Here is an 18,812-nt window from a genome sequence, read left to right as displayed (position 1 = left end):
TGCGACATTTCCACGGCGTGACGCAAGATATCCGATGAGTGTCCACACCGGCCGGAACGAGGTGCTTCGGAGATCTTCGAACCGTGGCGCCCCGACGGCCCGCGGCCACGCCGAGAGATTCGGCGGCACCGATGGCGCGGCGCGGGACGGCAGAAGTACCGCCCCCACATAACCCGCGTCCGACCTGGGGATCGAATGCCGCCGGACAGCTCACCCCGAGAATGAATCAAGGCCCCGGACCATCGGTCCAGGGCCTTCATCCGGTGGGCGATACTGGGATCGAACCAGTGACCTCTTCGGTGTGAACGAAGCGCTCTCCCGCTGAGCTAATCGCCCGCTCGCGGTGTTCCGGAGACTCTACCCCACGACTTTAGGGCGCCTGCAAACGGGTGGTTCCGTCCGACCACACTCCGCTCACCAGCAAATACGGAGCGAACAACCGCGAGCTAGCCGGGGCTTTCCCGGCAGGGGGCCGCCCGCGACGCGTTTCGACATTCGTGCGACGGTGCTATCGCGTGACGACTAAACCGCGCAGTATGTACATGTGGACTGCCTGCAGGACGCATGTAGGGCTGCGCGTCGCGCGGGTGATGATGGGGTGACGGAGGATGGCCCCGGGGTCCGATGACCCCGTCCGGGTGATCTGCGGCAAAACCGCGTTCCGATCAGCCGGCCGATGCGTCACATCATCGCCACTCGGTTCGACCGGGCCGGGAAGGAGACGAAGGGTAGGACGATGCGCAACGATCACGTGACGCTCCGCTCGACGGCGGTGTTCGACCTCCTGGCGCCGCGGACCCCCGCGGTTCCGGTCAAGGTGGAACTGCGATACGACACACGCGACCCGTACGCGGTCGTGGCCGCCTTCCGCACCGGCCGCGCCGGCTGGGTCGAGTGGGTCTACGCGCGCGACCTCCTCGCGGACGGCCTCCTGGCCGACGCGGGCGACGGCGACGTACGCATCCGCCCCTCCGTCGAAGACCCCGAGTCCGTCCTCATCGAACTGAACTCGCCGTCCGGGCACGCCATGTTCGAGGCGTCCGCTCAGGAGCTGGCCGACTTCCTCGACCGGACCTACGACGTCGTGCTCCCGGGCAACGAGCACCTGTGGGTCGACGTCGACGACGCCCTGACCCACCTGATCCCCAACGATCTGGCCTGATGACAGCCTTGCGAACAGCAAGTGGCACCCCGGTTGCAGGGCCGTTTTCGGGATCGGATAGTGTTCACACACACCACGGCGACGAGGTGAGGAACAGAACCACGAGGTTCTGAGCTTCAGCCGGACCGAGGATGTGCGGATGTAGCGCAGCTGGTAGCGCATCACCTTGCCAAGGTGAGGGTCGCGGGTTCGAATCCCGTCATCCGCTCGGAAGGCCCTCTCGGGCCTGACACGGTGGAGTGGCCGAGAGGCGAGGCAACGGCCTGCAAAGCCGTGTACACGGGTTCGAATCCCGTCTCCACCTCGCGCGATTAGCTCAGCGGGAGAGCGCTTCCCTGACACGGAAGAGGTCACTGGTTCAATCCCAGTATCGCGCACCATCTGTTTTCGGAGGTCAGAAGCCCTGTTCCTCCTCGGAGGGGCGGGGCTTCAGTCGTCAAATGGCGATGAAATGGCGATGGCCTTCGGAGCCGTCTCCAACTGCCCATCACGGAACGTGGCGTGCGGGTGCGGGAACCACTCCCCTAGCTTCGTCCGCTCACTCGGGGTCAGCGCGACCAACGAGCCGATCCAGCGGGTCTCGAGTGCTTGCAGGATCTGACGGCGCATCAGCGGGGTCACATGGTCGTAGACCCTTGCGATCCCCTTCATCTTCTGACCCAGCCGCGCCCGCCGGGCGACTTCGGGGATGCCGTCTTCGGCCAGCCAGGTGCTGTGACTGTGCCGCCCCTCGTGGAAGGTGCAAGTCGGCAGGATCGGCTGCACCACTTCCGCAGACCGCGTGTGTTCAGCGTCACTGCCATCCCACACCGGACGCCAGTAGCGGTTGCGGAAGTTCGACCGCCGCAACGGCGCACCCTCCGCACTGCACAGCACGAACGGGAAGCTGTGACTGTCGATCAACTCTTCGTAGAAAACTGCGATACTCGGCGGCAACTCCACGCTTCGCGTACCAGCCGGGGTCTTCGTCCGGCCCTTCTTCGCCCGACCGCCCTGCCGCCTCGGCGTCACCGGACGAGTCGGCCGCGGCCCGAGATCAGCCAGCCGCGAGGTGTCGACCCTGCGGCCACCCTTGAACAAACGTCCACCGACTTCTTTCAGCGGCTCACGGATCTGGATCGACCGGGCCTCACTGTCGTACTCGTGGCGTTGCTGGCCGACCAGCTCGCCCCAGCGCGAGCCGGTGTAGAAGTCGAGCAGCCCGAGCACGAACCCGGCAAGCCCGAGCCCGCTCTCGTAGAGCCGCATCGCCGCCCTCAGTGCCTGCACCGGTGTCGCGACGAGGTTCTCGATCTCGAACTCGCCCGAGGTGACCCGGATCCCCGCACACGGGTTCGCCGGAATCTTCCTCGCCTTGACCGCGGCACCGAGGATGGTGGAGAACAGCGAGAAGATCGACGCCACCGACGAGTCGGCGTAGTCCTCGTGCAACTCCGAGAGCCACTTCTCGATCTCGACGTAGCTGTTGAAGATCCCGGCCAGCGGCCAGGACGACCACTGGGGCAGCAGATGGTTGTCCAGAAAAGACCGGTACTTCGCCGATGTCGTCGGCTCCAGCCGCGGACCGACCGCGTCCATGAACTCTTCGGCGAATACGCCGAACAACATCTCCGCCTCACGCGGGTCCAGCCACAGGTTGCGCCGGATCAACGCCTCCTGCTCCACACCCCACGCTTCGGCCGCCTTCTCGGTGTTGAAACCGGACCTGCTTCCCCACGTCCCGTCAGGACGTTTGAACCGAGCGCGCCAGCCCGGCGGATCACCGTCGTTCGGTTGTGCGTAGGCCACGACGGATACCTCTCTTTCTTTGGTGACGGCCCCGGCTTGTTCCGGGACGTGATCGGCCGACGCTCACGCCACACGCATGCCACCGCGATACGGACGCACCTCGCTCTTCGTCAACTGCACGATCTCCGCGACGTCCTCCCGGCTGAACCGGTAGTGCTTGCCGAACCGGCGATGCGGAAGCACCCCAGCCGCAGCACGGTCCTTCAACGTCCTCGGCGACAAGCCGAGCAACGCTCCGACGTCTTCCGCTGTCAGCAGCGCGTCGGGATCGCGAGGCGCGTGCGCCGCCAACGCGCGGATCGCGCTGGCGAGCTCCCGGATCGAAGCCGCCAGCGCCGCACCACCATCGACGGAGTCCAGCGCGGAAGTGCTCACTCGCGGACTGTCGTCCGTCACAACAATTCACCTCCTCCAGCGATGCGGACAGCGCGACTCAGCCCTGTCACGTCTGCGACACCGGACGGTTCCGGCACCCGCGGACGTGAGGGCTCGTGACAACGGATCAACTGATCAGACGCGGTAGCGTCGGCCGATCGCCAGCTGTACCAGCTGAAACAGCTGGCGCACAAGGCAATCCTGAGCAGACCGGACGACCTACCCGATCGCGTGAACTATCGCTCCGCCCGGATCTCCCACCGCGTTCGCCGGATCCCATCGACACCGCGCGTCTCACGGGGGCGGGACACAGTGGACCAACCCGGACGCGGCCGAAGGTCCGCAACCGGACGAAAGCCCGCCGCGCGCAGACTCGCGCCACTCTCCCCTTCCTGTGTGTAGGTGATCAGACGCTGGAACCCGAGGGTCCGCGCGACGCGCCACGAGACTCCATAGAGCTTGGAGTTGGCGTTCCGGGTCCCGATCGTGCAGGTCCGCGTGACCTCGACACTCACCCCGTCATCGAGGTGGCGAGCGACCGGTCGACCGACGATCGCCACGCCGACGAGTTCCGTCTCGTGAGCGACGCCCACCGCGAACTTCATCCCGCGCGGCGGCCGATGATGCCGGTGATGTGCGGCAATGAACTCGCACGCCTGGCGGAAGGTGACCGGGACGATTCTCAAAACCACTTCGACACCTCCGTTCCACCACGACAAGACATGCACGGCCTCGACACCAGACCGGCTATCGCCGCAATGCCGCCGACTGCTTCACAGTGGACGGCCCGGATGCCGTTTCGGCCGAGTCCGAGGCCGGCCTCGCGTCGGCCGGACATCCCGACCGTGTCCCCAGTGGACGGTCGCTCCCTCCGAGTTCTGATGCCGAACTCAGACAAGTCACCGGTCATCTTGGGCCCCTACGCCGCGTTCGATAGAACGCGTGCCGTGTCACCCAGCCGCGGCAGCCCACGTCGGGTCGGCAGCGGCGGAATTGGGAGCGCAGTCGCACGGCTTGTGGCATCGGGATCGGCGCGAAACACGAGTGCGGTGTGGTGCGCGGACAGTGCGATGGGGTGGCCGAGAGCGCGTTCCGCGTGGGCCACGGCGCGCCGTTCGGCAGAGGTAACGTACGCGCGGACTCGACGCCGGCAAACGTCGGCGGTCAGGGCGACGCTGCGCGCGACCGGCGCGAACCCGACGGCGGCGCCAATGGCCATGATCTGGCTGGGAACGTCGAGCAATTCGCGCCCGGCCGGATGCCGCTCGGCTGGACATGTGACAACGACATACCCACCTGGCCGTACCAGGTGCCGGTACTGAGTCAGCAGTGTGTTCAGCCGGTCGAGCGCCGCCGTGAGATCACCGACCGGGCCACGGCGCAGGGTGGTCAGTAGGAGGTCGATGCGGCCAGTCAGCCCTGCCGTTGCCGCGGCGACAGCCGTGCCGGGACGTCTGTCGAGGACGAGAACCATCCCGTCAACGAACACGCCGCGCGCTTTCGTGGCGGTCACGTTCGCGCGGGCCAGGCGCCACCATCGGCGTTGTCCGGTGAGCCCGATCGCGTGCCGCCCGCAGCGCAGTGCTTCGACGATGGTCGTTCCGGCTCCGCAGTCCGGATCGAGCACCACCCCGCCGGGCGGGGTGAAGACTCCGATGGCGTGCCGGGCGATAGCCGGGGCCATCAACGCGGTGTCGGTGCCGGTGGCGTCGCAGTATCCACCCTCGTCCAGTTGGGTCGCGACACTGGCCGTCCCGGTCGGCCAGACCGAAGCCAGAGCCGGGCTGTCTGGCTGTTCAGGCATTCGGGATCTCCGTCCGGTCGGCAGCGTCCGGGAGTCGTCCAAAGAGCACGAGATCGTGGTGGACCCTGCGCGACGGCAGCACGCCGCGGACCGGCCCGGCGACAGTTGCGGCTTCCGGAGTAACCGGTGCGGTAAGCACGGCGATGGCGTCCATACAACGCAACCCGCGCCTACCCATCGTGTCCACGATCTGCGCCTGAGGAGCAACCAGCCGTCCGCCTCGGTCTTCACAGTGTGTGATGACGGCGGCGAGCCCTCGCGGAGCAAGGAGGGCATCCCAATCGGTGTGACCGAGCCAGTCGGCGGTGAGCGGATCGACGGCGGTGATGACGAGGTCGAATTGGCCCCGCAGTCGGTGCACGGCCCGACGGCGCCTGCGCCGTGAGTCGGTATCCGGCTCGGCGACCGAGCCAAGATCGGGCCGACTGAGTCGGGGTCCCGACTCGGACTCAGTCCGGTCGGAAGAGGCCGGGCCGGTGTCGTCGCCGAGGTGACCCGATTCCGGCGCAGCGGTCGCGGTGTCGACGCCGCGACCGAGCCGGGTGACGGTCCAGACCGCTTCGGCTAGTCCGGCGTAGGCGGTGGTGCCGCAGGTCCGGTCGGAGGCGGACCGCAGTGTGCGCGTCGCCGTCGGTGGAGTCAGGAGGAGCACGCGGTCGCCGGGACGGGTGTAGGTCCTGACGAGGGTGAGGATCGTGCGTCCGAGCCAGCCGGCAAGCAGCGCGGTTCCGGGCAGTTGCTCGGCGTCGGCGAAGGGCCAGAGAGTGGTCAGACGCGTCGCGCGACCGCGTCCGGCAGCGGGCGGCCGGAGGCGAACCCTGCGCCGGTGGTTACTGCGGTGCGACGGTGTCGGCGTTCGCCGATGGGTCGTTCGGTGTCGGCGGCGTCCCGGCTCATCGTGAGGTGTCGATGTCATGGGTTGCCCTTCCTCGCGGCGTGGTCTGCCAGGTCACTCCAAGAGGCGGGTTTCGAGCCCGTTTTTCGACACCGAAATCGACACTTCTTCGAAAACTCGTCAACAACATTCCAACTGGGTCAATCGACCAATCCATCCCCCCAGGTTTCTCAGCTCCGGCCGTCAGAAGTGTTTCAATTCCTCGACCAGCAGCGCGACTGCGATCAAACTAAGAAGCACTTAAAGCCCAGCTCAGCGAGCACGTAAGGATCGCAAACGTGATGCTCTGCCAGCACTGAGATCACCGCACTGAACCCTTTCAGAAGCGATTCTTTAGTAGCTTTTCTTGTTCTTTTCTTGTCGCCGCTCCGGCCTCCTGATGGGGCAATTCCACTACCCGGACAGGAGCAGGCGATGACAAGAGAATGGTTACCCTTGGACACGGCACGCGATGCCTTCGGTTGGCTGGTGACCGGACCGGAACCGATGGCGCTACACGGCGCGAAGTTCCCCGGGCTGCCGCGGCGGCCGGTGCCGTTGGACGAACTGCGGGACCGGGTGATGAGCAAGCAATGCCCGCCCCGCGCACGCGACGACGTCTGGGCGCATCTAGTGCTGCAGTCGCGTGCCCGAGGTGGCGCGTGGACGGTGGCGTGCGTCGGGATGGCATTGCCGTCACTGGCCTCGAGCGCACGCTGGCTGGCGGCAAGGTATCGCGGTGATCGCGCGGACGTGCACGCGGCGGTTCTCGCCGGGTTCATCCAGGCACTTGCGACGGTGGACCTGACCGATCCGGGCATCGCGGTCCGGCTGCATTTCGCGGCCCGCCGCGCCGGGCAGGCGGCGTTGGAAGAGTCGCTCGACGCTCCACTGCCCGCAGGCTCGGGCTATCGCTCCACCGCGCCGCGGCCGCCCTACGGGCACCCGGACTTGGTGCTCGCACGGGCAGTCGGTGAACAGATTCTCACCCCCGCCGAAGCGGAGTTGATCTCGGCGACACGGCTCGGCGAAGAGTCGGTGGCCGAGTGGGCACAGCGCCGTGGGACAGCGCTCAAGACCGCGTTCAAGGCCCGCGATCGGGCCGAGGACCGACTCGTCTCGTGGCTGCGCGATCAGGTGACGGAACCCGACTCCGAGGACCCGGTCGCGGACGCGGCGCTGACCGCGCTGGCCTCCGATGCCGGCGGTGTTCCGGTCGAAGACCCGGCACAGACGCTGCCACTTGCGGGGATGGGTTCCTTCACTGCCAGCTGCAGAGGTCCAAGGACCACCTCCCCGTCGTTCCACACCTGGGCGGCCTGTGTGCCGGTGCCGCCGAAGTACTCGGCCTCGACATAGGCCGTGGGGCCCTTTGCGGAACACGCGGCCAAGGCACTGCCGAAGCCACGAGGTACTTTCCAGAATCCGTCGAGTTTCGGCGCCCCGGGGACGGTGACCGCGTCGACGTACGCGTCGGTCATCGGCAACAGCGCCAGGTGCTGGCCGAGGGGCACGATATGCGCATCCTCGACGGTGTCGGCCAAGTCTCGAAGGACGTTGTCGCTCGCGATGACTGCTTGCAGGCGATACCCCATGTCCACATTGTCGTCTAGCCGGCGAGGCGTCCGGCAAGGTGGGTTGGCGAGTCCGAGGTAGCGGGACGTGGACAGTGCGGTCAGTGCCCTGACGTCCTCGATCCTGCAACCGGACAGACGCGGCACCTTGATGGCCATTCAGGACGCCTCGGTTTCCTTCTTGCCCCGTGTCTGAGGTTCCTCTGTTCGCCGGAGACGGCGGGTGTGGGGTCAGGCAGTCGCGTCTGGGGGCGTGTGGATGGCCTCAAACGTGACCAGGGCGTGCATCCCAAGCGTGCACCCGCGGGGAGCCGTAAGTGCCCCTCGAGTCGGCATGGATTTGTTCAATGTTTTCAGCAGCAACGCGTTCTCTTCCTGATGCGGCGAGGCTGGGCGGTCCCGCCATTCGTAATAGCCGGAACGGGACACGTGCAACACCCGGCAAGCCATCACGATATCGATGCCGTCCGCGGCGAGTTCGTGGACCAGCGGGAACGTTACTTTGGGAGGATGTTCTCCCGCGCGAAGTACGCGGCCGCGCGTGTCAGGATCGCGTTCTCCAGCTGCCGGTTCTTCCGGCGCAGCTCGGCGAGTTCTTTCTTCTCTCCGCTGATCAGTCTCGTTGCCGAGCCGTTCTCATCGGCGTCGGCCGGGGCCATCCAGTTCCGCAGGCCGGACTCGCTGAGCCCGAGATCATTCGCCAGCGCGGCGACCGGTTTGTCACCCAGACGGGCCAACTCGACGGCACGCTGACGAAACTCAGGCGGGTGTGGTGCAGGCACCAGAACATCCTCCCTGTTGACGCAGGTGAGACCTAGCTCAGATCAAGGCGTGAGGTTCGCCTGGAAGAAGTGGGTGCTGGCGGCGACAACGCGGACACGCGGAAATTGAGGTGCCAGGACAGGCCGAGCATCCCTACCGTCGGCCCCATGCACCATGAATCCGCCCTGCTGAACGTCATTGATGTGGAAGCCACCTGCTGGGACGGGCAGCCGCCGCCCGGCTCTGTGAACGAGATCATCGAGATTGGTCTCACCGTCGTGGATGTGTCGGCAGGGCGCCGTGTGTCCCGGCATCGTGTCTTGATCCGACCTGTCCGGTCGACGGTGAGCGACTTCTGCACTGAACTGACCGGACTGACGCAAGCTGAGGTGGAGCGGGGCGTCTCCTTCGGCGAGGCATGCCGGATCCTCGTCGAGGAGTACGAGGCTCGGGAGCGCCCCTGGGCGAGTTGGGGCGAGTACGACCGTCGGCAATTCGCGCGGCAGAGTCAAGCTGACGGGGTGGCCTACCCGTTCGGCTATCCGACTGAGCGCACCCACACCAACGCCAAGGCCGTGTTCGCCGCGGCCTACGGGCTGCGCAAGAAACCCGGCATGGATCACGCTCTGCAGATCGCCGGACTGCCGCTGGAGGGACGCCATCACCGCGGCGAGGACGACGCGTGGAACATCGCCGCAATCGTCCTCGATCTTTTGGGCCGTGGGGCATGGCCGGTCACGGCCACATTCACTGAGCAGGCTGTGGGCCTGCCCCGTTTTGACGGAGAGGGTGATGTTGCCCCGGTTCTCCGGACATCCCTTGGAAAGCCGCAACTTTCGTGAGCGACGTTGTACGGCGCGCTTCGCCTCCGGGCGTTCAGGTGGTTGTCCAGGGTAGCCGTATCGCTTCGATCTCGGAGTCGCTCACCAACGCTTCGACCAGCGCCTCCGAGCCGACGACCTTGGTGGCCCACAGGTCATAGTCGGTACACAGGCACCAGGAGCGATCCTCAGCCCACAGGTTGGACGGGCTGAAGTCGGTCTCAGGATCGTCGTACAAGATCGCGGCGTCGCCGAGCTTCCCCACACGCACATGGAGATTCTCGAAGTCCCTGGCCCCGAGCGTCAGCGGGCTGTAATAGGCCAGGCAGCGGGTGACCGGACCTGCGGGACTATGTTCGGTGAGGATCTCGAGCAGCCGCGTCCAGGTCTCGCGGTCCAGGCTTCCCTCGGTGGGCGGAACGATACCGAGCGGCCAACTGCCCTCCTTCCTGACTGAGGGAAAGCATCGGTACGAGGGCAGCAATCCGTCGGGAACCACAGGGTCGTCGGTGCGCCGGGCAAGCTCCGCCCAGCGCAAGCGTCGCCACCCGGAACCGGGGTGCTCGGCACGGCCCAGCCCGCCTCCGGTGGTCACGCTGACGGCGTCGAGGTCGACGCCGTCGATGATGTGGGGCTGGACGCTTCCATCCGCGAGGCGCGCCTGGTGGTACTCGTGATGAGACGTCTCCATCGGCCCTCGTTCGTGCTCGTACATAGCGTTGAGCACCCACGCCGCGTCAGGCATCGCCGGTGGCATGAACCCGGTCAGGCCGTCGCCGCACACCGTCAGTAACCAGTCTGTGACACCGGCCGGGGCCAGCGGCCACAGCTTCGTCAACGCGGTCGGAAACTCGGACATGCCCGCATGATTCCAGTCAGCACGTGCAGAGCGTGCCGCGAGTACCTCCCGCGACAGCCGCACAGGTCGGCTGGAGACACGCGAGGCGAGCACATCGTCGAGCAGGATCTGCTCTCACCTCTCCTTACCGCGATCGAGGACAGCAGCGGTGAACCGTGTACTTCTCGCGGTCTCACAACAGTGGCCAGCTGCCGTCGGGTCGCAGGCACCACGCCGTCCGTTCCTCGTCGAACGTCAGCATCCCTGCAGCTGGATCCGCACTGCTGCAAGGGTTTTGTCGTCGTGGCGTTTCGCGCGCGGCAGCGTCCGCGCGTCGGGATCGGCGTCGTGTTCCCAGGTGTGGCAGCGGGTCACGATGTCGTGCAGGTCTGCCGTGGTCATCGCGCTGATGGTGGGCCAGTCGGTGATGCCTAGGTGTTCCATGGGTGTGTAGGCGCCGTCGGTCGCCACAATCGCCCACGGGATCTGGTGGACGGGGATGGTGGCGCGGATGGCGTGGTAGGCCGCGGCGGGGTCGGTTTCGGCGATCCAGTAGCCGCCCGGCCGGTTGCGGCGTGCCGCTTGCCGGCGTTGGAGTGTGACCAGCAGTCCGCGGTGGGTGTCGTCGAATCCCGTTCCGGTCGCGAGGCGCTGCTTGTACAGGTGGCGTTCGGGGATGTCGAGGTGGCCGAGCCGGGGATCGGTGATCGTGCGGCCGGGCGCGACGAGGATGTTGTCGCCGAGCATGAGCACGTCGACGTGCTCGTCACGGCGGCGCAGGATGGTCACCGTGCTAGATGGAGATGCTCCCGCGGTCAGGTCCAGTTGGGTGGTGGTCGCGGTGATCGCGTCGGCGAGGGCGTCGGCCAGGTCGATGCCGGTGTCGTGGTCGAGGTGGTCGTGCAGGTGTCGGCCGAGGCTGTCGGCGTAGGTGGAGGGGCTGACCGGGACGGGTGCGTAGGCACTGGCGCCGTCGAGAACGATGACCGCGCTGAGGGTGCTGAAAATTCTGTCGTCGCTGGTGTCGGCGGCTGGGCGCTGAGCTGATGTGACAGTGAGATCCGGCATCGGTTCGCCGGTCTAGGCGGCGCGCCAGCTGGAATTGTCACGCCGGCGCAGGGACGCGATCCGAACGTCAAGTTCGTTGACGGCGTCGGTGTCGCCGTGCTGGGCGCGGCGGATGAAAGAGCCGAGGGTGTGCAGGTCACGCAGGCCGGTCAGGGTGGCCATGCCGGGCCAGCCGCGGGGGTCGTAGCCGTAGGCGGTGATGAAGGCGTCGAGTTCGGCGGTGCTGCGCCCGAACCTGATCCCGCCCTGCAGGGTCGGCGCGAGGTCGAGTTCGCGGGGGCCGAAGGCCGGTTCGTCCCAGTCGCCGAGTAGTGCGGTGTTCCCGTCCCAGAGTGTGTTGCCGGGGTAGGCGTCTCCGTGCAGCATCCCGACGCCGAGGGGGAAGTCGAGGTCGGCGTATTCGGCGAGCAGGCGGTCGCGTTCGGCCACCAACCAGGCTTTGTCGTCGCTGGACAAGGCGGCCGAGGAGGTCACGAGGTCCGCGAAGTGTCGTAGCGGCGCGGCCGCGGGCAGGTCGATGGGCGGTGTGGGCAGGGCGTGCAGCTTCCGGAGCAGCGCTCCGAGGTGCGCGGCGCTGGGCAGGTCTCGCTGGGTTTGGTCGTAGTGCTTCCAGAAGGTGACGACGAAGGCGCCTGCGTCGATGGGCTGGCTGACGTCGGCTGGTTCGGTGCAGGGGAAGTCGTGGGCGCGGAGCCAGCGTGTGAGGTTGATGGCGCGCTGCGCGCTGGCCCAGGCGGTGTGCGGGGCGATCTTGGCGATCAGGCCCTGGCCGGGGCCGGGGATGCGGTAGACGGTGGTGGCGTGCCGCCGCAGCAGGACCGCGTCACCGGGGTCGAGGCCCGCTTCGCGGCACGCTTGGACCAGGGCGGCGGTGTCCGGGAGATCAGGCACGAGCTGATGGTAGCGCTCGTGGCGCCTGCCGGGCCGTGGTCAGGTAGCCGGTGAGACGGTCGGTGAGCTCGGCGGCGTCGCCGTGACGACGTCCGGCGAGGGTAAGCGCGTCCGCGCGCAGCAGCCCGATGGTGGTGTCGATCTGCCGGATCCGGAGCTGGTCATCCAATGTGAGGACGGGCTCGGCGGCGGCGAGAGCGCCGGTGACGTCGCCTTGGCCGAGCCGCGCGCGGGTCACGTCCAGCCGGGCGAGTGCCTCGTCGCCGTAGGAGCGGTCTTCCAGGGGACCGGTCTCGTAGCCGTTGATCGCGGTCAAGGAGTGGCGTTCGGCGCCGTCGTAGTCGCCGAGCAGCGTCAGGGCACCGCCCTGGTAGTAGGTCAGCTTCGTCACCGGGAAACTGAGCAGCCCGCCGAAGTCGACGACCTCGTCACGGGTTGCGGGTGCCGGGTCCAGGTCTCCGAGCCGGGCGAGCGCGTCGCGCGCGGCCGGGGAGTCCCCGGCTCGCGCGGCCGACCTGGCGACGATCGCCAGCAGCCGCTGCTGCGATTGCGCGCTGACCGGGTACTGGAGTCCTTCCCTGGCCCGTGCGGCGGCTTCCCCGGGTCGCGAGGACCACTCGAGCATCAGCGCCGCGGAGCCCAGTGTCCAGGCCCGCAGCGCGTCGCTGCCCGCGACGTTCGCGAAGGTGCTCGCCGACCGCAGCTGCTGCAGCGCCGCTTTGGGGTCGCCCGCGTTCTGGCTGGCGTGCGCGAGAAGCAGACACAGCACTCCGGACAGGACAGTTGCTTCCTGCGCGCTGCGCGGGCGGTGCGAGGTCTGGGTGATGGCCGCCAGGGTCTTCTGCGCGTCACAGAGGTCGTCGACCACGGTGGACAGTGGCGTGTGGACATAGGCGACGGCGATCCTGCACAGCTCGTCGCGCAGGTAGCGCAGCTGTTCGTCGCTGGAGGCCAGCTGGGCGGCCTCGTCGGCCATCGTCATCGACAGCTTCGCGCCGTCCCGGATCTGCCCGCCGAGGTCGAGCCGCTCGGAGTCGCCGGCCGGGTCGTCGGTACCGGCCCCCACGGTGGCCCAGAACCGGTTCCTCACCTCCCCAGGGGCCTGGTTCAAGGCCACGGTCAGCAACTCCTGAGCTTCCCTGCCCGGTGTGACCGACGATCCGGGCGCGCTCCAATGGTTGACGGTGCTGGGGCTCAGCCCGAGATGCTCGGCAAAAGTAGCCAGGTTCAGGTTCAGCGCCGATTTCAGAGCCATCGCCGATTGCGCCGTCCACCGGAAATCCATTATCTACGCCCTCCCTATCCCGCTCCACTGTGCCGTCCGGAACCGTGAACTGCAATAGCGCTGCAACGCGAATTGCAGCGTGCTGCAACTGGCTGCAACACCAAGGGGTTCCGAGGAAGACGCGGGCGAGGCACGCTCGAGGCACGGCATCGACACCCCGTTACCCACCGCTTATCCGCACAGCACCAACGGATCCCGGCCGCCTCCGGCGACGGATCCGGAAATAGACGACGACACGAGGAACACCGTGACCTCCGACAGCAGTGACACCTGCCTCATCGTGGCCATCATTCACCAGGACGACGTCCTGCAATGCACTCTTACACCGCCTTTCCAGGAACCGGAATGGCAATTGCCCTCGGTCCCCCACGTACCGCAAGGTTCGATCGAGCACGCCGCCACGTGGCTTCTGTCGGATTGGGGTTTCCCCCGGACCCCGGTGCATCACCTCGGCGCCACCAGCCAGACCGCGCACGGCGTGGTGCAGGCCGGGACGCTGGTGATGGCCACCGTCTCCACCCGCACCGACCTGCGCATGCGGGCCCCGGACGTCCGCGGGGTTCGGTGGCGTCATCTGCGCGACAGCTCCCCCGGCTCGCGAAGCGCCGTCGACCGCGTCCTCGACACCCTTCCCCTCGCCTCCGACGAACGACCGGCCGCTCCCGCCACCACAGCACAACCATCCCTCTGCTCACCGCCGGAAACCACCGGGTGAGATCCCTGCTCGCCCACGGCACCGCGGGCGACCTCTCGACCCCAGCAGTCACCACGACCAGGTGCTCCGCGCCGCGCGCGCCGTGACCAGCTCGCTGCCCGGACGGCCCCCGACGCCGGGCAGCGCAGGCGGCCGCCGCTGTCCGGCGCGTTCCCGCCCCGGCGCGGAGCACCCACTCCCACGCATGTCCACGACTTTTGAGGAGCTGATCCCAGTGTCACACCAGACCGCTGGCCCACCCGCCAACACCATGCTCGTCGTCGAGCGCGGTGTGTCCTTCGCTGTCGGAGGTCATTGCTGCGACACCTGGACCTGGGAACGGGCCGGCTACCAATGTGACCACGGGTTCGTCATGTGGCGCTCGCAGGTCCTCGAGGCCCGCCACGCCGCATCCGGCCAGGACAGTCCCCGATGATCACGACACAGCTGTCCCGGACCGCGCCCCTCACGGACCGGGACCTGGACCCTCTGGCCCACCGCCCGGTCATCGAACCTGACGTCCCGCACCGTCTCCTCCGGCTCGGCCGCTAGGCCACCGTGCCATGCACCCGCATCCCGCCCACTGCGGCGACTGCGACCGCGACCAGCACACCTGGGGGCCGGCAGCCACCGAACCGGAACGTGACGTCACCGCCTGGACCGTGCGCCTGACCCGACGACACTGCGTCTGCCGCTGTCACTGCGGGAAAGGCGAAACCACCGTCGCCGCCCGTGCCCGCCGCCCTGACCCGCCCACCGCCTACCTGCCGCTGGCCGGATCCCTGGACTTCGACCGAGAGCGCGTCGTGATGGTGGCCCCCACTGTTCCCCGGCACAGACTGCCCGCGGCAGCACTGCTCGCCGCGGACCTGCGACCCTACCGCACACCACCGCTGCCGCTCGCACGGCGCGTGCTGTCCTTCGCCGAAGCACAGCACGCCCGCCTTCCTCTCCCCATACCGGACCAGGCCGTCATGGCACGCGTTCTGAAAAACCTGAGGCAACTGCCAACGAACGGCGCCAAACACCCGCCACCGACCAGCCCCTAACCAGACCCTGCCGAACCCAGAGAGCCAGGGGCGCCGCAACACAAGAAGCGTCCCGTACGGCCTCCCGGCGCTGACGTGCGTCAGCCGCTGTTCCGTCGCTCCGCGCACCGGATTCGCCGAGCTGACCACCTCGCGGATCACGACGTGTTGGCCCCTCGCAGCCCCGCCACTGTTCACCGGGACAACGACGACGTCGCAGCACTGCGCGCGGTCGCCTCGGCGTGTTGGGGAGTCATGCTCGCAGCCGGCGGCGGGCTGGCGACCTGGAGCGGCACGTTCTACCTGCCCATGCCCTGGTGGCTTGCCACGGTCCTGGTGATGGGCGTCGCCGGAGCCGCCGTCGGGTGGGCGCTGGAGAGCCTGAGTGCAGTCCGACACGCCGTACCGCGCGCGTGGACGGCCACCATCCTGGTGTTCGTGACCCTGGGCCTGGTCACCGCAGGCCTGCCCGAGGACACCGGTTTCCCACCGGACACGTGGGCCGGGGTCCGGGACTACCGCGGCAAGTGCCTCACTGGCACTGAATTCACCGACGCGGGAGCCCGGCTCAGCATCACCGCCGACGTCGTGACGCTTATCGGCTCCCGCAGCGGCACGCTGCGGTTCACCAGAACAGACGACAGGTGGCCGTCCCCGGGCCGCGCCGAGATCGGGGGCAGCGGTGTCGTACCGCGGGACCGCGCGACGCGTCGTGCACTCGCCGCCGTCGGCTGCAGCTAGCAGTTCCGTCCGGCGCCGCAGGCCCTCGCCACCACAAGATGAAACACGGAAGGCTTGGTGAAGTTGCCATGACAGAGGATTTCGCAACACCGCGGAGGGTGACTTTTGCGGACCTCGAGACCGAGGTGTCTGTGCCGCTTGGTGAGCTTGTGACTCTGGTTCGACGTGCACGTCGCCTCTCACAGAGAGAGGTACAGCGACGCGCGGGCATGAAAGACGCGACCCTCTCCAAAATCGAAAAGGGTATTAACGGTATCAGCAACATTTCCGTCATCATCCGGCTTGCCGACGCTCTGGAAATGCCGCGAGAGCAGTTGTTTGAATGGGCGGTCCGCTACATCGAGAACAAGCGTCGGCCTTCCGTGGATCGCGCCAGCGATTAGTCCGCAGAACACGGCGGAGTCCGGTCATGTACGAGGGCCGTGACACGCCGCACCTGACTGGATTCGACGGTGCTAGCCACACGCTCCGCGCGAACTCGCGGCACTTCGGCCAGGTCCGCCCCAGCCGAACCCTCCCATGACGCACAGCACCGACAGGAGACCGAATGCACGGCACTGCCGCCTTCCGCGCACGGTCGTCGCGGCCTCTCAGGCGATGCGTCGCGCGGGGCCCCGTCGTCGCGGCGCTCCGACCGGCTGGCTTCGCGAATCCTGTCGTCGGCGCGCCAATCTCCGGATGTGGTTACCAGTGGAGCACCCGTGCCCGGGTCGACGTGTCGGAGCAGGTTCGCAGTCGGCAGCTCGCGAACGGCGAGTCACTGTCGCGGGCGGAACCGGGCGGCGGGTAGCTCCCATGCCCCTTGTTGACGCGATCATCGCGGTGGCCGCGATTTCCCTGGCCGCCTGCGTCGCCGCTGTCGTGGTCCTCGGCGGGCTTCTCGCCTGGTACGTCGCTGACGCCGAGCGCCGCTCCACACGCGAGTTCACCCGGATCTACGGCCCGCTGCCCCCACTGGAGCCGCGGTCGCTGGACACCGGCCCGGACGGTCCCTCCGGTCACCCATTCAGGGCGGTCTACCGGGGCAGCACGCCGTCCACACCGAACCCCGCCGCTGACCCCCGAACCCGGAAGGACCGCTGATCATGGTCAATTTCTCCGGCCGGATCGCTGCCGTCGTGCGCGTCGTTCTGGCCATCGTGACGACGCTGCTTGCCACAGCCGGTTGCGGGCCGGCGTTCTCTCCCGAGCACCCGCTGGCGGTCCGCGTCGTCGCCGGTCCGGATCTCGACACGCTGCCCTTGCGGCACGGGATCGAGCGCGGCTATTTCGCCGCCGAAGGTCTCGCCGTCACCACGATCCCGGCGACCGACCCCTACACCGGGCTGCACACGCTCGTCGACGGCGGCGCCGACATCGCCTTCAGCGACGGCACCGTCGTGGTCGAGGCGGCCTACCGCGGCCTCGACGTGAAGATCCTCGCCGAGGCCGGATGGCTCGGCGAGCGGACCGCGGCAATCGTCATCCGTGGTGACAGCTCGGTTCCCGATCTCGCCGCCCTCACCGGCCGCACCATCAGCGCACCCTCCACAGGCTCCCAGGACCGCCTACTCGCCCAGGTCCGCCTGGACAACGACTCCGACGCTGTCGCCAGCGACCGGGTCCAGTGGGTGCCCATGGACATGTCCGAGCGCGCAGCGACCCGGCTCGCGAACAGGGACGTCGACGCCGCGGTCTTGCGGGAACCGTGGCTCACCGACGCCATCCACGCACACGGCTTCACCGCCCTTGCCTACCTCAGCGACACCAGCCTCATCCACCCCACCTCCACCTACGTCGCCACCACCGCCTGGACCGAGCAGCATCCCGACGCCATCCCGGCCTACCGGCGAGCCCTGCACAAAGCCGCCCGAGACCTCCGGACTGACCGGGCCGCCCTCAGCGGCCTCGCCGTGCGCCACCTCCGCATCGCCCCGGACACCGCCGCCCGCATGGGCATCCCCATCTACCTGACCCACGGGCCCTCGGTCTCTCAGCTCCAGCGCATCCCGAACCTCATGCACCGCTACGGGATCCTCGCCGAGCCGTACCGCATAGCACCCCTGGTCGTGCCCCCTGACCCGTGACGCACAAATCCTTTCCCGTCCGGCGAACGGACCCACACAGCTGTTGTCCATTCAGGACGCTCGGAAAGGGAAAAGATGGTGGAGCTGCCACACGACATCAAGGTTCAGATGCTTGAGGGCGGGGTTCTCGAAGCCCTGCACACAGGAGCCGACTTCGTGGTGGTCCAGGGACCCGCGGACGTCGCGATACCGCTCGTGGACAACTGGGTGGCCGAGAACGGTGGCCTGTGGGATACCCACTTGCGCGTCGACCTCTACACCTACGCCTACCGGCGGACCCTGGTGGTCCCGTGGGCGGTCGCGGCCAACCTGCTGGCCGCGGTCAACCCCTGGCGCTTCCGTCCACGAACGCTGCTGATGCGCATCGCCTGGTACCGCAGGATCGTGCAGCATCGGAAAGTCCTGCTGCGGCTGCACAACGCGCACGGCGCACCAGCCGTGCGCTGTTTCGTCGGCGGCGCCCCGGGAAGTCTGGTGCTCGTCACCGCCCGCACGCGACTGGGGACGGTGACCGACAAGGTGGTCTGGGTCAACTTCAGACCCACACGCCTCATCGAAGGACCGCTCCTACCGGGGCACACCACTCTCGACAGTGAGCAGCAACCATGAGGCTGCCCAGCGGGATCGTCACGTCGACGGATTGACCAACCTCAACGGGCTAGTCCACAGCAGCACACCGTCTCTGGGTGAGCCCGACCAGCTTCTGCGATACAGCGCAAGCCGATACGTGCAAGGAACGTCAGCCGGGACAGGTGAGCTGCAGGAAGCCCCAGGGCCTGTGGTGAGCAGGCTGATGTACAAGTTCGTGCGAGCGTTGGGAGCAGAGCAATTCTTCGCCGACGTCTTCGCACGCCACGGGAAGTCCGCCTGATCCGGCGGCCTCCCGACCGTCAAGCTGATGCTTTCCAAGTCGTTCACGCAGTGCCACGGCCACGCGAGCTGGGGTGGTTCCTGCTCGCGATCGCCTCCGAAGCGGGTTATCGATAGCCGTCGCACTCGCCCTTGCAGCCCGATACCTGCCGATCCGCTGTGCGGCGCCCG

Annotated in this window: 20 protein-coding genes and 4 tRNA genes; 12 read left to right on the top strand and 12 right to left on the bottom strand. The window is 67.7% G+C overall.

Annotated elements, in window-relative coordinates; all coding sequences use genetic code 11:
- Window positions 1-264 precede the first annotated feature (264 nt).
- Window positions 265-336, bottom strand: a tRNA-Val gene (locus tag AC0685_RS14360).
- A gap of 400 nt (window positions 337-736) precedes the next feature.
- On the opposite strand from AC0685_RS14360, the gene AC0685_RS14355 reads away from it, so the two are divergent.
- The 4 genes from AC0685_RS14355 to AC0685_RS14340 all read left to right on the top strand — a co-directional run bounded on the left by AC0685_RS14355 (window position 737) and on the right by AC0685_RS14340 (window position 1,542).
- The gene (locus tag AC0685_RS14355; RefSeq protein WP_005159130.1) at window positions 737-1,162 is read left to right on the top strand and encodes an SsgA family sporulation/cell division regulator; all 426 of its coding nucleotides are present in this window, start codon (window positions 737-739) and stop codon (window positions 1,160-1,162) included.
- Between the two features lie 135 nt (window positions 1,163-1,297).
- A tRNA-Gly gene (locus AC0685_RS14350) sits at window positions 1,298-1,370 on the top strand.
- A 25-nt stretch (window positions 1,371-1,395) separates the two neighbouring features.
- Window positions 1,396-1,466, top strand: a tRNA-Cys gene (locus AC0685_RS14345).
- A gap of 1 nt (window position 1,467) precedes the next feature.
- Window positions 1,468-1,542: transfer RNA gene (locus AC0685_RS14340), tRNA-Val, on the top strand.
- 49 nt (window positions 1,543-1,591) lie between these two features.
- Here AC0685_RS14340 and AC0685_RS14335 read toward each other — a convergent pair.
- The 5 genes from AC0685_RS14335 to AC0685_RS14315 form a co-directional block, all read right to left on the bottom strand.
- On the bottom strand, window positions 1,592-2,950 hold the full coding sequence (locus AC0685_RS14335; RefSeq protein WP_478225923.1) for a tyrosine-type recombinase/integrase: 1,359 nt from the start codon (window positions 2,948-2,950) through the stop codon (window positions 1,592-1,594).
- A 63-nt stretch (window positions 2,951-3,013) separates the two neighbouring features.
- Window positions 3,014-3,325 carry a helix-turn-helix domain-containing protein gene (locus AC0685_RS14330; RefSeq protein WP_478225922.1) on the bottom strand — a complete coding sequence of 104 codons (312 nt, stop codon included), beginning with the start codon at window positions 3,323-3,325 and terminating at the stop codon, window positions 3,014-3,016.
- A gap of 236 nt (window positions 3,326-3,561) precedes the next feature.
- Complete coding sequence (locus tag AC0685_RS14325) at window positions 3,562-4,017, bottom strand: XF1762 family protein (protein WP_478225921.1); 456 nt, start codon at window positions 4,015-4,017, stop codon at window positions 3,562-3,564.
- Between the two features lie 227 nt (window positions 4,018-4,244).
- Entirely contained in the window at window positions 4,245-5,129 is an 885-nt protein-coding gene (locus AC0685_RS14320; RefSeq protein ID WP_478225919.1) for a DNA methyltransferase, read from the bottom strand.
- Window positions 5,122-6,045: a hypothetical protein gene (locus tag AC0685_RS14315; protein ID WP_478225918.1), complete on the bottom strand. Its 924-nt coding sequence runs from the start codon at window positions 6,043-6,045 to the stop codon at window positions 5,122-5,124. The genes AC0685_RS14320 and AC0685_RS14315 overlap by 8 nt, the downstream gene beginning before the upstream one ends.
- 447 nt (window positions 6,046-6,492) lie before the next feature.
- Between AC0685_RS14315 and AC0685_RS14310 the strand changes: the two genes are divergently transcribed.
- On the top strand, window positions 6,493-7,362 hold the full coding sequence (locus tag AC0685_RS14310) for a hypothetical protein (protein WP_478225917.1): 870 nt from the start codon (window positions 6,493-6,495) through the stop codon (window positions 7,360-7,362).
- Window positions 7,363-8,074: 712 nt separating this feature from the next.
- On the opposite strand, the gene AC0685_RS14305 is transcribed toward AC0685_RS14310, so the two are convergent.
- Entirely contained in the window at window positions 8,075-8,359 is a 285-nt protein-coding gene (locus AC0685_RS14305) for a transposase (RefSeq protein ID WP_478225916.1), read from the bottom strand.
- Window positions 8,360-8,506: 147 nt separating this feature from the next.
- On the opposite strand from AC0685_RS14305, the gene AC0685_RS14300 reads away from it, so the two are divergent.
- The gene (locus AC0685_RS14300; RefSeq protein ID WP_478225915.1) at window positions 8,507-9,181 is read left to right on the top strand and encodes a 3'-5' exonuclease; all 675 of its coding nucleotides are present in this window, start codon (window positions 8,507-8,509) and stop codon (window positions 9,179-9,181) included.
- A gap of 34 nt (window positions 9,182-9,215) precedes the next feature.
- On the opposite strand, the gene AC0685_RS14295 is transcribed toward AC0685_RS14300, so the two are convergent.
- From AC0685_RS14295 to AC0685_RS14280, 4 genes are all read right to left on the bottom strand, one after another.
- The gene (locus AC0685_RS14295; protein WP_478225914.1) at window positions 9,216-10,019 is read right to left on the bottom strand and encodes a hypothetical protein; all 804 of its coding nucleotides are present in this window, start codon (window positions 10,017-10,019) and stop codon (window positions 9,216-9,218) included.
- Between the two features lie 234 nt (window positions 10,020-10,253).
- Complete coding sequence (locus AC0685_RS14290; protein ID WP_478225913.1) at window positions 10,254-11,066, bottom strand: hypothetical protein; 813 nt, start codon at window positions 11,064-11,066, stop codon at window positions 10,254-10,256.
- Between the two features lie 12 nt (window positions 11,067-11,078).
- Window positions 11,079-11,957 carry a phosphotransferase enzyme family protein gene (locus tag AC0685_RS14285; protein WP_478225912.1) on the bottom strand — a complete coding sequence of 293 codons (879 nt, stop codon included), beginning with the start codon at window positions 11,955-11,957 and terminating at the stop codon, window positions 11,079-11,081.
- On the bottom strand, window positions 11,950-13,212 hold the full coding sequence (locus AC0685_RS14280) for a hypothetical protein (protein WP_478225911.1): 1,263 nt from the start codon (window positions 13,210-13,212) through the stop codon (window positions 11,950-11,952). Before AC0685_RS14280 ends, AC0685_RS14285 begins: the two co-directional genes overlap by 8 nt.
- Before the next feature lie 277 nt (window positions 13,213-13,489).
- Here AC0685_RS14280 and AC0685_RS14275 point away from each other — a divergent pair, with 277 nt between their 5' ends.
- Complete coding sequence (locus AC0685_RS14275) at window positions 13,490-13,957, top strand: hypothetical protein (protein ID WP_478225910.1); 468 nt, start codon at window positions 13,490-13,492, stop codon at window positions 13,955-13,957.
- A gap of 48 nt (window positions 13,958-14,005) precedes the next feature.
- Here AC0685_RS14275 and AC0685_RS14270 read toward each other — a convergent pair whose 3' ends face one another.
- The gene (locus AC0685_RS14270; protein ID WP_478225909.1) at window positions 14,006-14,143 is read right to left on the bottom strand and encodes a hypothetical protein; all 138 of its coding nucleotides are present in this window, start codon (window positions 14,141-14,143) and stop codon (window positions 14,006-14,008) included.
- A 1,076-nt stretch (window positions 14,144-15,219) separates the two neighbouring features.
- Between AC0685_RS14270 and AC0685_RS14265 the strand changes: the two genes are divergently transcribed.
- From AC0685_RS14265 to AC0685_RS14245, 5 genes are all read left to right on the top strand, one after another.
- Window positions 15,220-15,705 (top strand): hypothetical protein, encoded by a 486-nt coding sequence (locus AC0685_RS14265; protein WP_478225908.1) that lies wholly within the window; start codon window positions 15,220-15,222, stop codon window positions 15,703-15,705.
- Between the two features lie 68 nt (window positions 15,706-15,773).
- On the top strand, window positions 15,774-16,088 hold the full coding sequence (locus AC0685_RS14260) for a helix-turn-helix domain-containing protein (protein ID WP_478225907.1): 315 nt from the start codon (window positions 15,774-15,776) through the stop codon (window positions 16,086-16,088).
- A 412-nt stretch (window positions 16,089-16,500) separates the two neighbouring features.
- Complete coding sequence (locus tag AC0685_RS14255) at window positions 16,501-16,788, top strand: hypothetical protein (RefSeq protein WP_478225906.1); 288 nt, start codon at window positions 16,501-16,503, stop codon at window positions 16,786-16,788.
- A gap of 2 nt (window positions 16,789-16,790) precedes the next feature.
- On the top strand, window positions 16,791-17,771 hold the full coding sequence (locus AC0685_RS14250) for an ABC transporter substrate-binding protein (RefSeq protein ID WP_478225905.1): 981 nt from the start codon (window positions 16,791-16,793) through the stop codon (window positions 17,769-17,771).
- Window positions 17,772-17,846: 75 nt separating this feature from the next.
- A complete protein-coding gene (locus tag AC0685_RS14245; protein WP_478225904.1) occupies window positions 17,847-18,380 on the top strand; it encodes a hypothetical protein in 534 nt (177 codons plus the stop codon).
- The last annotated feature ends 432 nt before the right edge of the window (window positions 18,381-18,812 follow it).

Source organism: Amycolatopsis sp. NPDC043889 (assembly GCF_056435645.1).
The sequence above is the reverse complement of the archived record's forward strand: the minus strand, read 5'-3'. Positions and strand labels throughout refer to the sequence as shown.